Source organism: Pedomonas sp., from assembly GCF_036515995.1.
In the GTDB taxonomy this organism is placed as follows: Bacteria; Pseudomonadota; Alphaproteobacteria; order Sphingomonadales; family Sphingomonadaceae; genus Pedomonas.
On record NZ_DATBUP010000117.1, the window covers coordinates 1 to 17,591 of the forward strand.

General features: G+C 64.4%; 13 protein-coding genes. 1 reads left to right on the forward strand and 12 read right to left on the reverse strand.

Annotated elements, in window-relative coordinates; translation table 11 throughout:
- From VIG90_RS08985 to VIG90_RS09010, 6 genes are all read right to left on the reverse strand, one after another.
- A partial coding sequence (locus VIG90_RS08985; RefSeq protein WP_331593161.1) for a hypothetical protein occupies positions 1 to 484 on the reverse strand: 484 nt, incomplete at its 3' end.
- Positions 481 to 1,314 (reverse strand): pyrroline-5-carboxylate reductase, encoded by an 834-nt coding sequence (gene proC, locus VIG90_RS08990; protein ID WP_331593162.1) that lies wholly within the window; start codon positions 1,312 to 1,314, stop codon positions 481 to 483. The genes proC and VIG90_RS08985, both read right to left, overlap by 4 nt.
- Positions 1,315 to 1,367: 53 nt before the next feature.
- A complete protein-coding gene (locus tag VIG90_RS08995) occupies positions 1,368 to 1,877 on the reverse strand; it encodes a YbjN domain-containing protein (protein ID WP_331593163.1) in 510 nt (169 codons plus the stop codon).
- 129 nt (positions 1,878 to 2,006) lie between these two features.
- Positions 2,007 to 2,312 (reverse strand): accessory factor UbiK family protein, encoded by a 306-nt coding sequence (locus VIG90_RS09000; protein ID WP_331593164.1) that lies wholly within the window; start codon positions 2,310 to 2,312, stop codon positions 2,007 to 2,009.
- 214 nt (positions 2,313 to 2,526) lie between these two features.
- The gene (locus VIG90_RS09005; RefSeq protein WP_331593165.1) at positions 2,527 to 5,649 is read right to left on the reverse strand and encodes an efflux RND transporter permease subunit; all 3,123 of its coding nucleotides are present in this window, start codon (positions 5,647 to 5,649) and stop codon (positions 2,527 to 2,529) included.
- Between the two features lie 4 nt (positions 5,650 to 5,653).
- Positions 5,654 to 6,646: an efflux RND transporter periplasmic adaptor subunit gene (locus tag VIG90_RS09010; RefSeq protein ID WP_331593166.1), complete on the reverse strand. Its 993-nt coding sequence runs from the start codon at positions 6,644 to 6,646 to the stop codon at positions 5,654 to 5,656.
- Positions 6,647 to 6,950: 304 nt separating this feature from the next.
- Here VIG90_RS09010 and VIG90_RS09015 point away from each other — a divergent pair, with 304 nt between their 5' ends.
- Positions 6,951 to 10,418: an indolepyruvate ferredoxin oxidoreductase family protein gene (locus VIG90_RS09015; RefSeq protein WP_331593167.1), complete on the forward strand. Its 3,468-nt coding sequence runs from the start codon at positions 6,951 to 6,953 to the stop codon at positions 10,416 to 10,418.
- Positions 10,419 to 10,518: 100 nt separating this feature from the next.
- Here VIG90_RS09015 and VIG90_RS09020 read toward each other — a convergent pair whose 3' ends face one another.
- From VIG90_RS09020 to VIG90_RS09045, 6 genes are read right to left on the reverse strand one after another with little or no spacing between them, the layout of a single operon-like run.
- A complete protein-coding gene (locus VIG90_RS09020) occupies positions 10,519 to 11,505 on the reverse strand; it encodes a type II secretion system F family protein (RefSeq protein ID WP_331593168.1) in 987 nt (328 codons plus the stop codon).
- Positions 11,506 to 11,517: 12 nt separating this feature from the next.
- Entirely contained in the window at positions 11,518 to 12,501 is a 984-nt protein-coding gene (locus tag VIG90_RS09025) for a type II secretion system F family protein (RefSeq protein ID WP_331593169.1), read from the reverse strand.
- Between the two features lie 28 nt (positions 12,502 to 12,529).
- Positions 12,530 to 14,185 carry a CpaF family protein gene (locus VIG90_RS09030; RefSeq protein WP_331593170.1) on the reverse strand — a complete coding sequence of 552 codons (1,656 nt, stop codon included), beginning with the start codon at positions 14,183 to 14,185 and terminating at the stop codon, positions 12,530 to 12,532.
- An 18-nt stretch (positions 14,186 to 14,203) separates the two neighbouring features.
- Positions 14,204 to 15,478: an AAA family ATPase gene (locus VIG90_RS09035; protein ID WP_331593171.1), complete on the reverse strand. Its 1,275-nt coding sequence runs from the start codon at positions 15,476 to 15,478 to the stop codon at positions 14,204 to 14,206.
- A gap of 26 nt (positions 15,479 to 15,504) precedes the next feature.
- On the reverse strand, positions 15,505 to 16,155 hold the full coding sequence (locus tag VIG90_RS09040; RefSeq protein ID WP_331593172.1) for a CpaD family pilus assembly lipoprotein: 651 nt from the start codon (positions 16,153 to 16,155) through the stop codon (positions 15,505 to 15,507).
- Complete coding sequence (locus VIG90_RS09045; protein ID WP_331593173.1) at positions 16,152 to 17,591, reverse strand: type II and III secretion system protein family protein; 1,440 nt, start codon at positions 17,589 to 17,591, stop codon at positions 16,152 to 16,154. The genes VIG90_RS09040 and VIG90_RS09045 overlap by 4 nt, the downstream gene beginning before the upstream one ends.

The window sequence follows — 17,591 nt, forward strand, 5'->3', positions numbered from 1 at the left end:
GCAGCCAGGTGCGGGTGACGGAGAGGAAGAGCAGCGTCAGCCCCTGTACCCGCGCCATGCCGGAGATGCCGCTCACATCCACGCCCGCCGCATCGGCGATCACGCTGATGGAGCGTGGAAGCTGGCAGGCGAAGAAGGCCGCAAGGCCGGGGTCGGTGTAGGAGGCGTTGACGAGGTTTCGGATAGCGCCCCGGAAGGGCTGGTGCGCATCGAAGCGCGCCATGATGAGATCAAACAGCCGGTCGCGCGTGGAGGCTCCGGCGTCGGCAGGGGAGATGGCACGCAGCGCGGCAATATCGGCGCGACGACCGAACTTCGCCAGCATGTCGAAGCGGTTGCCGGCGGTGAGAACCAGCTGCCAGACGGGAATACCCACCTCGCTCGCAATGTTCTCCAGCGTTGCCTGATGCCATCCCTGCCGATTGATCACCGCCATGAGAGCATCAAGGCAGCGATCGAGATCAGCCAAGGGTGCAGAGGTCATTTGTCCTGTCCCAGCTCCCGGCTGCGGTCGGCCGCAGCCGTCAAGGTTGCGTGGATCAGGGGAGCCAGTCCTTGCTCGCTCATCAATACGCCCAGCCCGGCGGCGGTCGTGCCGTTGGGGCTGGTAACCTGCACACGCAACGTGGAAGGACCTTCCTGCGAGCGTTGGGCCAGCTCTCCCGCTCCCGCGACCGTATCACGAGCCAGATCGAGAGCCAACGCCGCAGGCAGGCCAAGCTCCGCACCGGCGCGGGCAAGGCATTCGATCATATAGAACACGTAAGCGGGGCCGGAGCCGGACAGCGCCGTCACGGCATCCATATGCGCTTCGTCTTCAACCTCATAGGCCGAGCCGACGGCGGACAGGAGGGATCTGGCGAGCGACCGCTCTTCTGCACTGACTTCCGGACGTGCGACCATGACCGTTGCGCCGCGGCCTACCGCGGCAGGCGTGTTGGGCATGGCGCGGATGAGTCGGGCATGGCCGCCGGTCAGGCTTGAGAGGGTGCGGAGCGTGGTGCCCGCAGCAATGGAGATGACCAGCGTGTCTGGTCCGATCAGCCCGCGCAGGGCAGGGGTGACGCTACCGATGATCTGCGGCTTGACGGCCAGCACGATGGCACCGGGGATAATGCCATCCGTCGGTGCGGCGCTGAACACCTGGACGGCATCTGCCCCAGCTGCTACGGCACGATCCGCACCGGACGGTTCGATGACCCGGATGGCGTTGGCCGGAATGCCGGAGGCAATCCAGCCCTGAAGCAGGGCCGCACCCATGTTTCCGCAACCGGCGAGCAGCATTGGCCGGTCAGGCGTGAACTCAACGCTCATGCAATGCCCCTTGCGCTTTGATTCTCAGGTGACCCGTTTTCAGGCGGCCGTTCTCAGGCTTCCCCTTGCGGGTCGAGCAGGGCGGCTTCCATGGCCTCGGCCGGGCGCTTGCCCGCCCAGAGAACAAACTGGAACACCGGATAATAGCGCTCGCACTCGGCCACGATGGACTCGAGGATGGTGTGTGCCTGCGAGGAAGAGAGGCTGCTGCCGTCATCATCCATCACGATGGCGTGGCGGAACAGGATGCTGCCATCCTGCGCCCACATCTCGAAGTGGCCGAGCCACAGGCGCTCGTTGATCAGGCCCAGCGTTTCATAGATGGCTGCACGCTTGCCGTCCGGAACCCGGATGTCGAGCATGCACGCCAGCTGAACCACCTGATCTTCCCGATGCCAGAAGGCACGCAGCTGATAAGCGTTCCAGCTGCCCGGCGCAGCAACGATCAGCTCGTCGCTGTTGTCGCGCTCGTAGGCCCAGTCACGCTCAGAGCAGCAGTATTCGAGGACCGACAGCGGGTCTGCGTATGACGCACCGACATCGTCCAACTCGAGCGCAGTCATGGTGTCTCCTGACATGGACAAGGTGGGAGGTATTCGCTCCCAGACGCTAGAAATAGTCTCACGATGATACCGAAACCGCAAGACTCGGTGGCCTGCAGCTCGTCAAAATGCTGTGGACAAACAGTTGGATTAGGCCTGTTCCGGGGGAAGATCCTCGCGGCGCGCACCGGTGTCCGGGGCCGTGGCGGCCGGATTTAAAGCGGCCTCCAGCGCTGCGATACGAGCTTTCAGCTCCTCGTTTTCAGTACGGGCACGTTCCGCCATGGCGCGGGTGGCCTCGAACTCGTCGCGACTGACCAGATCAAGCCCGCCGACAACGCGCTCGACGCGCTGACGCACGAGGGCTTCGATTTCCCTCTTCATGCCCGCCAGGGCTCCAACGGCTCCGGTCGCAACCCGCGACAGGTCATCGAACAAGCGATTGTCGGTCTGCATGAGGTCCCTCGTACTTTCATCCACCGCCCCTCGGCCGCCAGTCAGGCGTCGCAGGGCGCAGGTTTAACCCCTCAGGTAGAGGTCCGGAGCGTCCGGCACAAGGGTTGGCGTCCCGAAATGTTAAAAAGAGAGGCTGACACGTTCGTCCGCCAAAAGGAAAGGGCCGCCGCGACTGGTGTCGCAACGGCCCGGTTTCCTGCCTGTCTCGCCTGCGTCACTCGGCAGGTTGGGGCTCGCGCTCGCGAACCGCGAGCTGGGCTTCCAGATCCCGGCTGACGGCGTCAGGCGAGGTCGTGTAGCGCGCCAGACGGTTGTAGATGACCGGGATGACGTAGAGGCTGAGGACCGTGGAGAACGACACGCCCCAGATGATGACCGTGCCGATCGACTCCCGGGAAGCTGCGCCCGCACCGCCCATGACCACCAGCGGAACGGCACCCGCGACGGTGGCGATGGAGGTCATCAGGATCGGGCGCAGACGACGCTCGGAGGCGTTCAGGATGGCATCGCGGATCGAATAGCCTTCGTCCCGCAGCTGGTTGGCGAATTCGACTATCAGAATGCCGTTCTTGGTCGCCAGACCCACCAGCATGATGATGCCCACCTGACTGAAGATATTCAGCGTGATGCCCATCACGTGCAGGCCAAGGGCCGCGCCGCCGACCGCCAGCGGCACCGTGAGAATGATGACCAGCGGATGGACGAAGCTTTCGAACTGTGCCGCCAGCACCAGATAGATGACCACGATGGCGAACAGCAGGGCAAACAGCAGGGCGGAGCCTGCCTCCTTGTACTCGCGGGACTCGCCCTTGTAACCGATGGCCGCGACCTCCGGATGCTTCAGCGCCTCGTTCTCGAGGAATTCGAGCGCGTCGCCCAGCGAGTAGCCGGGGCCGACGTTGGCCTCCAGCGTGATGGCGCGCAGCTTGTTGTAGCGGCCGAGGGTGCCGGCGTCGGCAAATTCGGTGAGCGTGACGAGGTTGGACAGCGGGATCAGCTGGTTGGTGGTGGAGGAGCGCACGTAGATGTTGTGCAGGTCGGCCGCGCTCAGGCGGTTCTCCCGCTGGGCCTGCAGGACCACGTAATACTCCTCACCGCGGTCGATGTAGGTGGTCACGCGGCGGGAGCCCATCATGGTCTCCAGCGTCGAGCCGATCTCCGTCACAGAAACGCCGAGGTCGGCGGCGCGGGTGGTATCGATGTGCACCTGCATCTGCGGCTTGGTTTCCTTGTAATTGGAATCCAGACCCTGAATGCCGGGGTAGCTTTCCGCCGCTTGCATGATGGCATCGCGCACCTTGGCCAGCTCCTCGAAGGAAGAGCCGCTGATCACGAACTGGACCGGCCGCCCGCGACCGCCCGCGAGGGACGATGGCTGGCTGGCGAACACGCGCAGGTTAGGCACGTCGTGGGTGACGGCCTGGAGCTGCTGGATCACTTCCTTCGTGGACAGATCGCGATCCTTCCAGTCCTTCAGCACGATGGTTGCACCGCCGTTGCTGAAGTCGTCAGACGAGTTTACGCGGTTGGGCGCGCGCACGATGGCACGCTCCACCGCGCCGTCCTTGCCCGTCAGCGGCAGGAGCCGCTTCTCCACCTCGAGCATGGAGGCGGCAAGGCTATCGAAGCTCATGCCCTCCGGACCCTGGGTGTTGACGAAGGCGATGCCGCTGTCGTCTTCGGGTGCCAGTTCCCCGTGCAGGGTAGCGAGTCCGAGAACTGTGAGGCCAAGGACGACCGCAGCGCTTGCCGCCACCAGAACCCAGCGCTCCAGAATCCGGTTGAGCGAACGCCGGTAGGACGCGCTCAGGCGATTCAGGAGATCGTTGGTCTTCCGGGTAAAGCGGCTCGGCTTCTGGTTCGCCTTTAGCATCTTCGAGCACATCATCGGCGTCAGCGTCAGGGAGACGATGAGTGATACGCCGACGGCGCCGATCATGGCGGCTGCCAGTTCGCGGAACAGGCGGCCGGTGGTGCCGCCCAGGAAAAGCACCGGCACGAACACCGCCATCACGACGATGGTAGAGGCGATAACGGCGAAGCTGACCTGGCCCGCGCCGTTGTAGGCGGCAACGAGCGGCGTTTCGCCCTTCTCGATGCGGTGGTAGACGTTCTCCAGCACCACGATGGCGTCATCGACCACGATGCCGATGGCCAGCACGAGCGCCAGCAGGGTCAGCAAGTTGAGCGAGTAGCCGAGGGCAGCCAGAACGATGAACGCGCCGGTCAGGCTGATCGGCACCGCAATGGCGGGCATCAGGGTTGCGCGCATCGAGCCCAGGAACAGGAAGATCACCACGACCACGAGAATCGCGGCTTCGATGAGCGTCTGGTAAACCTTGTTGATCGAAACGCTGATGTAGCCGGACGAGTCGAAGCTGTTGGCGAGGACCATGCCCTCGGGCAGGGTGCGGTTGATCTCCGGCACCTGATCGCGGATGGCCTTGGCAACATCCACCGTGTTGGCGTTGGACTGGCGCACGATGCCCAAGCCGACGGCCGGTCCCCCGTTGCTGCGGAACATCGCGTAGGGGTTCTCTGGGCCGACTTCGACCTTGGCAATGTCGCCCATGCGGATCAGATAGCCGTTCGTTCCCCGACCGATGACCAGCCGGGAGAAGTCCTGCTCCGTCTCGTAGGGGCGGCTGACGCGCAGGGTGAAGTTCTGTTCCGACGATTCGATACGGCCTGCGGGCAGCTCCACGTTCTGACGGCGCAGGGCGTTTTCCACATCGGCCGTGGTCAGACCGAGCGCGGCCAGCTTCTGGCGGTCAAGCCAGATGCGCATGGCCGGGGCGCTGCTGCCGTTGACCTGAACGCGGGCGACGCCGCTGGTGGCGCTGAGGCGATCCACCAGGTAGCGCTCGGCGTAGTCGGCCAGCTCGAGCAGGCTGTGGCGGTCGCTGGTGAGGTTCAGGAACATGATGGCCTGAGCGTCAGCGTCCACCTTGTTGATTTCTGGCGGGTCCGCGTCTTCCGGTAGGTTGTCGAGCACGCGGCTGACGCGATCGCGCACGTCGTTCGCCGCGTCGTCGATATCGCGGGAAATGTCGAACTCGATGCTGATGTCCGAGCGGCCGTCACGGCTGCTCGACGTGATCGCCTTGACGCCTTCGACGCCTGAAATCTGACTTTCGATCACCTGCGTGATGCGGCTCTCGATCACGGCAGCGGCCGCGCCGCGGTAATTGGTGTCGACCGAGACGATCGGAATGTCGATGTTCGGGTATTCGCGCAGCGGAAGCTGCGTGAACGAAATGATGCCGAACGCCATGATGAGCATGCTCAGCACCGCCGCGAACACCGGGCGGCGGACGGAAAGATCCGAAAGACGCATGGCGTTAGCTCCTGGTGGTCTCGGCTTCGGCGACCTGAGGCGCGGCATCGGCAGACTTGAGCAGCTTGACCGGCGCGCCGTCACGCAGCTTCACGGTGCCTTCGATAACGACGAGTGCGCCCGGCTGAAGGCCGCCTGTCACCTCGACGAAGCCCGGCTGGCGCTCACCCGTGATGATGCGCGTGCGCGAGACGCTGTTGCCGTCTTCGTTCACGACATAAACGAACTTCTGGGTGCCTTCGGCAATGACAGCCAGTTCAGGCACCGCCAGAGCCTCGCGCTGCTGGCGAATGATGCCAACGGTCATGAGCATGCCCGGCTTCAGGCGGAGTTCCGGATTGTCGATGAGGGCACGCACGCTGGCGGAACGGGTAACGGGGTCGATCTGCGGATCAATGGCTGAAATGCGACCTTCGAACAGTTCGTTATTGAAGGCTGAAACCCGGGCTTCCACTTCCTGACCGACCTTCACCTGGCTGAGGAAGGACTCGGGAATGGTGAAGTCGAGCTTGATGCTGGAAATGTCGCTGATCTCGACCAGAGCCGTGCCGGCCGAGATGATCAGGCCGGGTGAGACATTCCGCAGACCTGCAATGCCGGAGAATGGCGCACGGATCACGCGGTCATTGATCCGGGCCTGAATGCTCTCGACCGTTGCACGGGCGGCATCACGCTCTGCGGTGCGCTGGTCAAGGCTGGCACGGGTGGCGTAACCGCGTCCAACGAGCTGCTGCACACGGTCAAGCTGGAGTTCCGCCTCCTTCAGGCGAGCCCGAGCCTGGGCGAGGTCGGCATTTTCTTCGGACAGATCGAGTTCGGCCAGAATCTGGCCCTTCTTCACGGACTGACCGTCCTTGAAATGCAGCGAACGGACCCGCTCCGTCACATTGGCCGAAATGACCACCGACTCGCGGGCATTGCCGGTGCCCACAGCCTCGATCTTCTCAACGAAACGGATGAGTTTGGCGGGTTCAGCGACAACCGTTGCCGGCCTCATCTGGCCGCCGGCAGCACCTTTTCCGGGAGCTGTTCCTTCCTCTCCTCCACCGCAGGCAGCGGTCGCGAGGGCCAGGCCAATAGCAGTTATCGTTCGGCGCCACATATAACTTAGATCCGTCAGTGAAGGAGGGAAAAGGTTTCCCGTACATAGCATACAAGTGAGGTTACGAGGACAGAGGCCAAACCCCTTCGGTGATTTTTGTTACATTTGTAACCCCCATGGTGCAGTGCGAGATAACCCCCTTTCCATTTATTTCAAAGTAGGTCAGTATAGCTGACAGAATTTGGGGAAGGAGAGGGACATGGCTCTCTTGGATCCTCGCGTCACGCTGGAAGACAAATATACCAAAGAGCGTGGCCGAGTTTTTATGACAGGACTGCAGGCGCTGGTGCGTCTGCCGATGGTACAGGCCGCCCGCGACCGCGCGGCGGGCCTGAATACGGCCGGGTTCATCTCGGGTTACCGAGGGTCGCCGCTGGGCAACTATGACCAGGAGCTCTGGCATGCCCGGAAGCTGCTGGAAGAGAAGAACATCGTTTTCCGCTCCGGCGTGAACGAGGATCTTGCCGCCACCGCCGTGTGGGGCAGCCAGCAGGTCGGTCTGCGCCCAGGCGCAAAGTATGACGGCGTTTTCGGCATCTGGTACGGCAAGGGTCCGGGCCTCGATCGATCGATGGACGTGCTCAAGCACGCCAACGCGGCCGGCACGTCCCCGCACGGCGGCGTGCTCGCCATCGTGGGCGATGACCATGGCGCGAAGTCATCGACGCTGCCGCACCAGTCGGATCACAATTTCCAGGCGGCGTTCATGCCGTTCCTGTATCCGTCCAGCGTTCATGAGTATGTGGAATACGGCCTGCTCGGCATCGCCATGTCCCGCTTCTCCGGCTGCTGGGTGGGCCTGAAGGCGACCGCCGACACGGTGGAGACCGGCGCAACGGTCGATCTGGACAACGAGTGGCGCGATATCGTGCTGCCGGACTTCCAGATGCCGGAAGGCGGGCTGCACATTCGCCTCGGCGACATCTGGCGCGAGGAAGACTCCCGCCTCCAGCTCTTCAAGGGCTTTGCGGCGCTGGCGTTTGCGAAGGCCAACAAGATCGACAAGGTGATCTGGGACAGCCCCAAGCCTCGCCTTGGCATCATTTCGGCCGGCAAGTCCTACGCGGACACGCTGCAGGCGCTGGACGAGCTGGGCATCGATGAAAAGGTTGCGGCCGAGATCGGCCTCAAGCTCTACAAGGTCGGCATGCCCTGGCCGCTGGAGCCGGACGGCGTGCGCCAGTTCTGCGAAGGACTGGAGGAAGTCCTCGTCATCGAGGAAAAGCGCGAGTTCATCGAGCACCAGGTCAAGTGGCAGCTCTATAACTGGGATGAGAAGGTCCGCCCGCGCGTCGTCGGCAAGTACGACGAGACCGGCCAGTGGCTGCTCCACCCGGACAACGAGCTGAGCCTGGGCGAGATCGCGCACGTGATCGCCTCGCGCATCGCACGCTTCCACCAGACCGACCGGATCAAGGCCAAGCTGGAAATCTTCGCGGCTCGCGCGGCAGCGAAGAAGAGCTATGCCGCGCCCATTGCCCGCAAGCCGTACTTCTGCTCGGGCTGCCCGCACAACAGCTCGACCAAGGTGCCGGAAGGCAGCCGGGCGTTTGCCGGCATCGGCTGCCATATCATGGCGCTGTGGATGGATCGCAGCACCGATACCTTCACGCAGATGGGCGGCGAGGGCGTGACGTGGGTCGGCGAGGCGCCGTTCACGGACGAGAACCACGTCTTCTGCAACCTGGGCGATGGCACCTACTTCCACTCGGGCATCCTGGCCATTCGCCAGTCCGTGGCGGCAGGGGTGAACATCACCTACAAGATCCTCTACAACGATGCGGTGGCCATGACCGGCGGCCAGCATGTCGACGGCGAGCTGACCGTGCCCGAACTGGTGCAGCAGCTCATCGGCGAGAGCGTGAAGAAGATCGTCGTGCTCACCGAGGACATGAGCCGGTACGCGAACATCACGTTCCCGGATGGCATTGACCTGCTGCCGCGCTCCGAACTGGACCGGGTGCAGAAGGAGTTCCGCGACATTCCGGGGTGCACGGTCATCGTCTATGACCAGACCTGCGCCGCCGAGAAGCGCCGCCGCCGGAAGAAGGGCCAGTTCCCCGATCCGGACAAGCGCGTGATGATCAATGCGGCGGTCTGCGAGGGCTGCGGCGACTGCTCGGTGCAGTCCAACTGCGTGTCCGTCGAGCCGCTGGAAACCGAGTTCGGGCGCAAGCGCACGATCAACCAGTCCAGCTGCAACAAGGACTTCTCCTGCCTCAAGGGCTTTTGCCCGTCCTTCGTGACGGTGGAGGGCGGCAAGATCGCAACGCCGTCGCTCCCGAAGGAGACCGACTTCGGTACGGGCTTGCCGATGCCTGCCATCGCGCCGCTGGCGGATGATTACAACATCATCGTCACCGGCATTGGCGGAACGGGCGTGCTCACCATCTCGGCCATTCTCGGCATGGCGGCCCATATCGAGGGCAAGGCCTCGACGACGGCCGACATGGCCGGCCTCTCCCAGAAGGGCGGCGCGGTCTATGCGCAGGTACGCCTGGCCGCCAGCAACCAGCATCTGCTCAGCCCGCGCATCATCTCGGGCGGATCGGACCTACTGCTGGCCTGCGACGCGGTTGTGGCCGCAAGCGCGGTCATTCAGGACCTGATCAGCACGGAACGCACGGCGGCGGTGGTGAACAGCGCCACCCAGCCGGTGGCCGACTTCGTGCGAAACCGCGATCTGGACTTCAAGGGTCAGCAGGTGGAGCGCTCCATCCGCAAAGCGATCCGTGAGGGCGCGGCGGATTTTGTGCCTGCCGAGAAAATCGCCACGGCCGTGATGGGCGATGCCATCGCCACCAACATGATGATGCTGGGCTATGCCTGGCAGAAGGGCCGGGTGCCGCTGGCGCTGGAGAGCATCGATGCGGCAATCAGGCTGAACGGCGTGGCGGTCAGCTTCAACCAGCGGGCGTTCGCGCTCGGCCGGTTGCTGGCGCACGACCCGGCCAGGGTGCAGGGCCTGATCGAGGCCGCGCGCGGCCCGATGGCCGAGCCGGTGGCCAAGACGCTGGCCGAGGTGGTTGCAAAGCGCGTGGCGGATCTGACCGACTACCAGAACGCGGCCTATGCCGAGCGCTACCGCCAGCTGGTGGATACAGTGCAGGCTGGCGAAAGCCGGGTTGCGCCGGGTTCGGAAAAGCTGGCGCTGGCCGTTGCCCGCAACGCCTACAAGCTGATGGCGTACAAGGACGAGTACGAAGTGGCTCGCCTGTATACCGATGGCCGTTTCGAGCAGGCGCTGAAGGCGCAGTTCGGCAGCCACAAGGGGCTGAAGTTCCATCTCTCGCCGCCGCTGCTGGCGAAGCACGACCCGGCGACGGGCCGCCCGAAGAAGATGGAGTTCGGCGGCTGGATGTTCCGCGCCTTCAAGCTGCTGGCCAGGATGAAGGGCCTGCGCGGCACGGCGCTGGATATCTTCGGCCGCACCGAAGAACGCCGGATGGAGCGGCAGCTGGTGGAGGATTACTTCGCCACCGTTGAAAAGCTGATTGCGGGCCTGACCCCGGAGCGGCTTGAGACTGCCGTTGCCATCGCCGCGGTGCCGGACCAGATCCGCGGCTTCGGCCCGGTGAAGGAAGCCAGCCTGCCGCTTGCTCGCAAGCGCGAAGCCGAGCTTTGGCAGGTATGGGACGGCAAGGTGGCGGAGAAGGCTGCCGCGTAAGGCTGTCCGGCGGCATCGCCGCCAAAAGACAGCAGCCACAGAGAAAGGCCGCGTCCTGCATGCAGGGCGCGGCCTTTTCGGTTGTGGAGGCAGGGGCCGGTTACTTGACCAGCGAGTCAGCCATGGAGCAGGCTGCCGGGCCCATGATGACGACGAACAGCGTCGGCAGAATGAACAGGATGAGCGGCACGGTCATGACGGCGGGCAGACGGGCGGCTTTTTCCTCGGCGCGCATCATGCGGTCATTGCGGAACTCGGCAGACAGAACGCGCAGGGAAGAGGCCAGCGGCGTGCCGTATTTCTCGGTTTGAATGAGAGTGGTCACGACGCCGCGCAGCGATTGCAGATCAACGCGCTTGCCGAGATTTTCCAGCGCCTGCCGCCGCTCCGGCAGGAAGCCGAGTTCGATGGAGGTGAGACTGAACTCTTCGGCCAGTTCAGGATAGGCCATGCCCAGTTCACGCGAGACCCGGCTGAACGCGGCATCGAGCGTCAGGCCGGCCTCGGCACAGATGACGAGCAGATCCAGCGCATCCGGCAGGGCGAGGCGAATGGCGTCGCTGCGCTTCTGAACCGTATTTGTCACCAGAAGGTCCGGCAGCTTGTAACCGGCAAGCACGGAGCCGATCAGCATGAGCAGCTTGGTGTTGGTGCTGCTGTCCGCTATGATGCCGACGCCGAACAGCAGGAACAGGCCGAACGCGCCCGCAACCAGCGGCGCGATGAGGCGGGCGAACTGGTAAATGATCACCGCTTCCTTGGAGCGCCAGCCCGCCTGCGAAAGCCGCTCGGCGGCGAGCTTGGTCTGCTCGTCCTGAAGCACCTTCAGCCGGGTCAGGATATTGCCCATGGTGGCGGTGGCGTCTGCCTTGCTGATGAGCGAGGCGCGGCGGCGCGGGGCATTGATGCCCGCGCGCAATTGTTCGCGCCGTTCCTGCAGCGCCTTGATGCGCTCGCGCATGGGGTCGCGGATGGTGGTGGCGGCCCAGATGGCGAGGATGACCATGAACACCGCAACACCGGCCAGAATGGTGGCGAGGTCCAGCGGTTCGAGGCCGAAGGGCAGGGCGGGATTTGCGGGATTCACGCGGCGACCCCCTCAGACCTTGAAGTTGACCATCTGGTACATGATGAAACCGCCGATGCTCATCCATACGAAGCCGCCGACACCGGCGACCATCAGGCGAGGATCGGTGAAGAAGCCTCTCAGGTAGCCGTCGTTCACCATCCAGATGAGGCCGGCGACGACGAAAGGCAGGGCGCCGACGATATAGGCGCTGGCCTTGGCCTCGGACGACATCGCCTTGATCTTCAACTTCATCTGCTGGCGCTTGCGCAGCACCTCGGAGAGGTTGCTGAGTGTCTCGGCAAGGTTGCCGCCGGTTTCGCGCTGGATGGCAAGGGTGATGACGAAGAACTGGAATTCGGGCGTCGGCACGCGCCGGGCGGTGTCGTTCAGCGCCTGGTCCATGGTCAGGCCGATCTTGATCTTGTCGGCAACCGTGCGGAATTCAGCACCCACCGGATCGGGAATTTCCTTGCCGGTGATCGCCAGCGCCTCGGTGATCGGCAGGCCCGAGCGCAGGCTGCGAACCATGAGATCGATGGCGTCCGGAAACAGGGCAGTGAACTGGTTGATGCGCCGGGAGATGAGCACGGAAACCGCGACGTGCGGCACGCCGAGACCGAGCATGATGCCGAGCAGGAAGCTGAGCAGGAACGGCAGACCCATTCCCAGGCCGAAGAGCGTGAGCGCCACAATCAGACCGCCGCAGATCGCGCCATACTGGCCGAGGCTGACGGTCTTGCCGGTGCGGGCGAGGCGGGAGCGGAGTTCTGCCGGGCGCGGAATGAGGCCGCGGAACATCTGGTCCAGCCGGGTTTCCTGCTGCATGGCCAGAATGCGGCGCATCTGGGCCTTGCTCGCGGCATCGCGCGAGGTGGCGAAACGCTCCTTCAGCTTCTCCAGCCGGGTGGCTGCTTTCTTCTGCGGGTTGGGCGCAAGCACGAAGGCCAGCGCCAGCAACGCCAGCACGAGCACGCTGCAGACCAGCAGCAGGAGGAGCATCATCGGCGGCAGCATCAGACGTGTCCCACTGGCAGATGGCGAATCATAGGCAGTCCATCAGCGCGCGGCCGAGGCCGTAGTATTCGGCGCGCTCGTAGAATGCAGGACGCAGGCCGGAGGAGATGAAATCGCCGGTCAGGCGGCCGGACTGGTCCTCTCCGGTGAACTGGAAGGTGTAGAGATCCTGCGTGGTGATGACGTCGCCTTCCATGCCCACCACCTCGGTGATGTGGGAGACGCGGCGCACGCCGTCGCGCATGCGGGCGACCTGAATGATCAGGTTCACCGCGCTGGCGATCTGCTCGCGAATGGCCTTGGGCGGCAGGTTGAGGCCCGCCATGTTGACCATGTTCTCCAGACGGGTGAGCGCCTCGCGCGGGCGGTTGGCGTGGAGCGTGCCGAGCGAGCCATCGTGGCCGGTGTTCATGGCCTGCAACAGGTCGATGGCTTCGCCGCCACGAACCTCGCCCAGGATGATGCGGTCAGGCCGCATGCGCAGCGCGTTCTTGACGAGCCCGCGCATGGTGACTTCGCCCTTGCCTTCCAGGTTGGGCGGGCGGGTTTCCAGACGCACGACGTGGGGCTGCTGCAGCTGAAGCTCCGCCGCGTCTTCGATGGTGACGATGCGCTCGCCGGAGTCGATGTTGCGGGAGACGGCGTTGAGCATGGTCGTCTTGCCCGAGCCGGTACCGCCGGAGATGATGATGTTGAGACGGCAGCGGCCGGCGATCTTCAGCAGCTGGCACATCTTCTGGCTCAGGTTGTTCTGAGCCGCCATCATGTCGAGCGTGATCTTCTTCTTCGAGAACTTGCGGATCGAGATGGACGTGCCGTCGATGGCGAGCGGCGGCGCGATGACGTTGACGCGGCTGCCGTCGGCAAGGCGGGCGTCGCAGATCGGGCTGCTTTCATCGACGCGGCGGCCGACGGCGGCCACGATGCGCTGGGCCACGTTGAGCAGGTGCTGTTCGTCGCGGAACTTGACGTCGGTCAGCTCCAGCTTGCCCTTGCGCTCGACGTAAATCTGGTTTGCGCCGTTCACCATGATGTCGGTGACGGCATCGTCCGCCAGCAGGGGCTCGAGCGGGCCAAGGCCGAACATGTCATTGAGCATGAGCGTGACAAGCTCGCGCTGCTCAGACTTGTTCAGGTTGATCCGCTGCTGGATCAGCAATTCGGCGACAATGTCGGAGACCTGATCCTCCACATCGGCGCGCGACAGTTCGTTGATGGCGCTGGCGTCGATGTGCTCCATCAGGAGCGGATGGATTTTCGCCTTGGCTGCGGTGACGGTGCTCTGGCGCTGGTTGTCCGCCTCGATGGCCTTGTAGGCATAAACCAGCTCGTTGAGAAGGACGGTGACGGCATCGCGCACCTCCATCTCGTTGACGACGATATTGTTGGAGCGCGCGGCTTCCTGCACGCGGTCCTGAATGGCCATCACCAGTTCGGTGCGGGCGCGATCCTTGTATTCGGCGGCCGGAAACAGCTTGAGCAGATCGGGCGAAATTGCCTCGCAGACCTGATCCACGATTTCGCCGCGCGCCATGGTCTCGCCCGTGGGCGGCGGCGCTGGCGTCGCTGAAGCCTCAGTTGCGCCCTTTAGCGGACGGCGGGCAGGGGAAGCTGCCGCTGCCGCCGGAAGCGGTACGGTATCGGCCCGGGTGGCCGCGCGTCGTCCAAAGCCTACCTGTCTCATGCACCCATCCTATCGCCGTCAGCGGGATTTGAGCGGAAACAACGATTTGATACTCGCAAGCTTGCCGAGCAGCGAAGCGCCTCCGGCGGCGGACGCCGCGCTATCACCCTGAAGAATGGTCTGCGCCAGTTCGATCAGGGTGCCGGCGGCCTTGCTGGCGCGCCCGGCCTGCGCGAGCGAGCGACCCTGCTGTGCGGATGCGATGGCGCTTTTTGCATCGAACGGCAGCTCGGCCACGATCTTGCACTCAACCGATGCCTCGAAATCCTGACGGCTGACCTCGGTCTGTCCTTGCAGCGGCAGCTTGTTGGCAACCAGATGGATTTTTGCGTTCGGCGCCTGCGCATTGATGAACCCGATGAGGCGCAGCGTATCGCGTGCGGCTGCCAGCGTCAGGTCGGTCACGATGACGACATGGCGGGCACCGGGCAGAATATTCGGATTCTGAACCGCGAACAGGCGCGGCACATCCATGACGATGGCGTCGTAGGACTGAACCACCTGGGCATGGAGTTGGTCCAGCGCCGTGCCGTCCGTGAGGATCGGTGCGTTGATTGACGCCTCGGCGGACAGGATCGCCAGTTTTTCGCTGACCTTCACGATGGCCCGCTCGATGAACAGACTGTCGATGCGGGCGGGATTTTCGAGCGCGTCGGTCAGGCCGCGGCCGGGTTCGAGATCGAAGGAGAGCGCGCCGACGCCGAAGTGAATATCGAAATCGAGCAGGGCGGTCTTGCGGTCGAGCGTGTCCGCTGCCGCCCAGGCGAGAGAGGTGGCGACGGTGGATGCGCCAACACCGCCGCGCGCACCGATGACGGCGATGGTGGTGGTCTTGCTCTCCGGCGCAGCCTCGGCGGACGGCTCGTTCTTCGGCGCGTGCAGCGCGGCCTGCGCATTGTGCAGGGATTCGCGCATCACATGATCGGAGACGGGCTTCAGCAGATAATCGTGGATGCCGGATGCCAGCAGTTCACGGTACAGGTGAACGTCGTTGATGCTGCCGACGGCGATCACGATCGTGCCCGGCTCGCAGACCTCGGCGAGGGCGTTGATATCGCCCAGCGGATCAGCGCAGTCCGACAGGTCTACCATGAGAATCTGCGGACAGGCGGAAACGGACAGGGTCTGCACCGCGTTGGGCAGGCCGCCGCGATGGATTTTCTCGGGCAGCCAGCCCATGTCGAGGACAGTGCTCTTCAGCACCTCGACGGTCGCGTCATCCGAGACGAACGCCGAGAACATGTCGCGCTGGGTATCCGCGAAACGCGGTGTCGATGACCAGGGGGCATTCATTGTCGTGTTTCCCGCTTCCAGACCGATTATTCGCCGCTCGTGGTGCTGGCCTTGGTCAGCGCCTTCTCGTAGCCCGTCGGCACACGACGCTGCCAATGGTCGTGGCTCTTGCTGATGTCGGCAGCATTGGGGCCCGCATAGGGCTGCCCGGCAACGAGATCGTTGGGGTTCGCAATCATGGCGGCGAAATTGCTGTTGGTCGCGCAGCCGTAGTTGCTGTGGGAAGCGCCGGTCATGTTGGCAGACGGGTTGCTGCTCCAGTCCGGGCAGGCCGGAGCGCTCGCCTGTGCCCGCACGATCCACAGCCGCGCCGTGCCGTGGGGCATGGCGGTTGGCGATGGCGGGGCCGCATCCGAAAGCTGGCCGCCGCTGTGCAACACGATGCTCGCAACCGCCGCGCGGCGCGTGGCAGCGTCAGGGTTCGGATCGTCAAGCATGAGGCGATCGCCCATGCCGACGTTCATGCTGGTGAGGAATGCCTGAAGGCTTGCGGCCTCCTGCGGCGCGATGCTGCCATTGGGCAGGAAGGTGATGTCCCGCGTCAGCGCCTGCGTCGAGACGACCGGCGTCTTGACCGAGGAAAGACCGCGGTTCCCATCGCAGGCGGAGAGCGCAAGCGCCACGCCCAGAACGGCAGCGGGCATCAGAATGCGGTTAAAGACCGGAGCCAGCCTCATTGCACGTCTCCCTGAAATGAGAAGCCCGGAGCCGGGGCAGTTTGCGCCGCCTGTGCCGGTTGGGCACTGACGGTTGCGGGCGCGGGCGGGCTGCTCTGGGTGAAGGTCTTGCCCAGCAGCCAGCGCTCAAGATCATTGGGGGCCTTGTATCCGTCCGTCGGCAGGCGGATGTCCTTGGCGTCAACCGGCGTGACGAGATAGGGGGTGACGATGATCACCAGTTCGGTCTCGTTGCGGCGGAAGCTGTCGGAGCGGAACAGTGCGCCCAGAATGGGCAGATCGCCCAAAACCGGAACCTTGGTGACGTCCTGCCCCGTGGTGTTGCGCAGCAGGCCGGCGATCATGAAGCTCTGGCCGGAGCCGAGCTCGACCGTGGTTTCGGCCCGGCGCGTGGTCAGGCCCGGCACGCTGATGCCGTTGACGGTGATGGACCCGGCGGGGGAGAGTTCGCTCACCTCCGGGCGCACGCGCAGGGCGATGCGGTTGTTGCTCATGACGGTTGGCGTGAAGGCGAGGCCAACGCCGTATTGCTTGTATTCGATGAGCACGCGGCCGTCTTCCGCGGGCATGGGAATGGCGAACTCGCCGCCTGCCAGGAAGCTGGCCATTTCGCCGGACAGGGCGGTCAGGTTCGGCTCGGCCAGAATGCTGACGAGGCCTTCTTCTGCCAGCGCATCGATGGCGGCAGCGGCGTTGAGCCCGAAGAGGTTGCCGGCAAGGCCGATGGTGTTGGTGCCCTCGCTGGTGAGGAACTCGTAGCCCTGTTCGGTGATGCGGATGGCGTTGCGGCCCTGCCAGAGACCGAAGAGGAAGCCGCCGGTCGAGTCCCGCGTGGCGATGTTGACGCCCACTTCCTTCAGAAGCGAGCGGCTGACCTCGGCGATCTTCACCTGAAGGTTCACCTGCACCGGCGTTGCGGTGCGCACCTTGTTGATGACCACCTGCTTGTCGCCCAGCAGCTGCTTCACCAGGCGTTCGGATTCCGCCACCGCTTCGGGTGAGGGCGCAACGCCGGAGAGCATGATCATGCCATTGAACGGCTCGGCGGTAATATCAGCCTGCGGCAGCGCCGCCTTCAGGAGGCTGCGCACCTGCTCGATGTTGCTCGAGACGTGGACGCTGGCCGAGTAGATGACCCGGTCCGCGCTGTCCATGGCGTAGAGCGTAGTCTCGCCCGCGCCGACGCCGAGGACGTAGACGAGCTGCGGCGAGCGCACCTGCACGTCGGCGATCTTGGGATCGGCGATGAACACGCTGGCGGCGGGACGCTCAAGGCGCACCAGCGTGCCCTTGCTGGCCGAGACGGTGAGGGAGTCCTGCGGCGTCTGGATGGCGGCGGCCTGTGCGAAGGCAGGCGCGGCGTTGCTTGCGAGAGCGAGACCGCCGAGCGCCAGCGCAGTGGCAAAGACAGTGCAAACGGAACGGCTGGCACGCAT

Bases quoted from the DNA above. Each gene is read 5' to 3' on its own strand.
- VIG90_RS09000 (WP_331593164.1), bottom strand. From the start codon at position 2,312: ATGCAGACCGACAATCGCTTGTTCGATGACCTGTCGCGGGTTGCGACC.
- VIG90_RS09045 (WP_331593173.1), bottom strand. From the start codon at position 17,591: ATGCGTGCCAGCCGTTCCGTTTGCACTGTCTTTGCCACTGCGCTGGCG.
- VIG90_RS09015 (WP_331593167.1), top strand. From the start codon at position 6,951: ATGGCTCTCTTGGATCCTCGCGTCACGCTGGAAGACAAATATACCAAA.
- VIG90_RS09040 (WP_331593172.1), bottom strand. From the start codon at position 16,155: ATGAGGCTGGCTCCGGTCTTTAACCGCATTCTGATGCCCGCTGCCGTT.
- VIG90_RS09010 (WP_331593166.1), bottom strand. From the start codon at position 6,646: ATGAGGCCGGCAACGGTTGTCGCTGAACCCGCCAAACTCATCCGTTTC.
- VIG90_RS09005 (WP_331593165.1), bottom strand. From the start codon at position 5,649: ATGCGTCTTTCGGATCTTTCCGTCCGCCGCCCGGTGTTCGCGGCGGTG.
- VIG90_RS09035 (WP_331593171.1), bottom strand. From the start codon at position 15,478: ATGAATGCCCCCTGGTCATCGACACCGCGTTTCGCGGATACCCAGCGC.
- VIG90_RS09030 (WP_331593170.1), bottom strand. From the start codon at position 14,185: ATGAGACAGGTAGGCTTTGGACGACGCGCGGCCACCCGGGCCGATACC.
- VIG90_RS08995 (WP_331593163.1), bottom strand. From the start codon at position 1,877: ATGACTGCGCTCGAGTTGGACGATGTCGGTGCGTCATACGCAGACCCG.
- proC (WP_331593162.1), bottom strand. From the start codon at position 1,314: ATGAGCGTTGAGTTCACGCCTGACCGGCCAATGCTGCTCGCCGGTTGC.
- VIG90_RS09025 (WP_331593169.1), bottom strand. From the start codon at position 12,501: ATGCTGCCGCCGATGATGCTCCTCCTGCTGCTGGTCTGCAGCGTGCTC.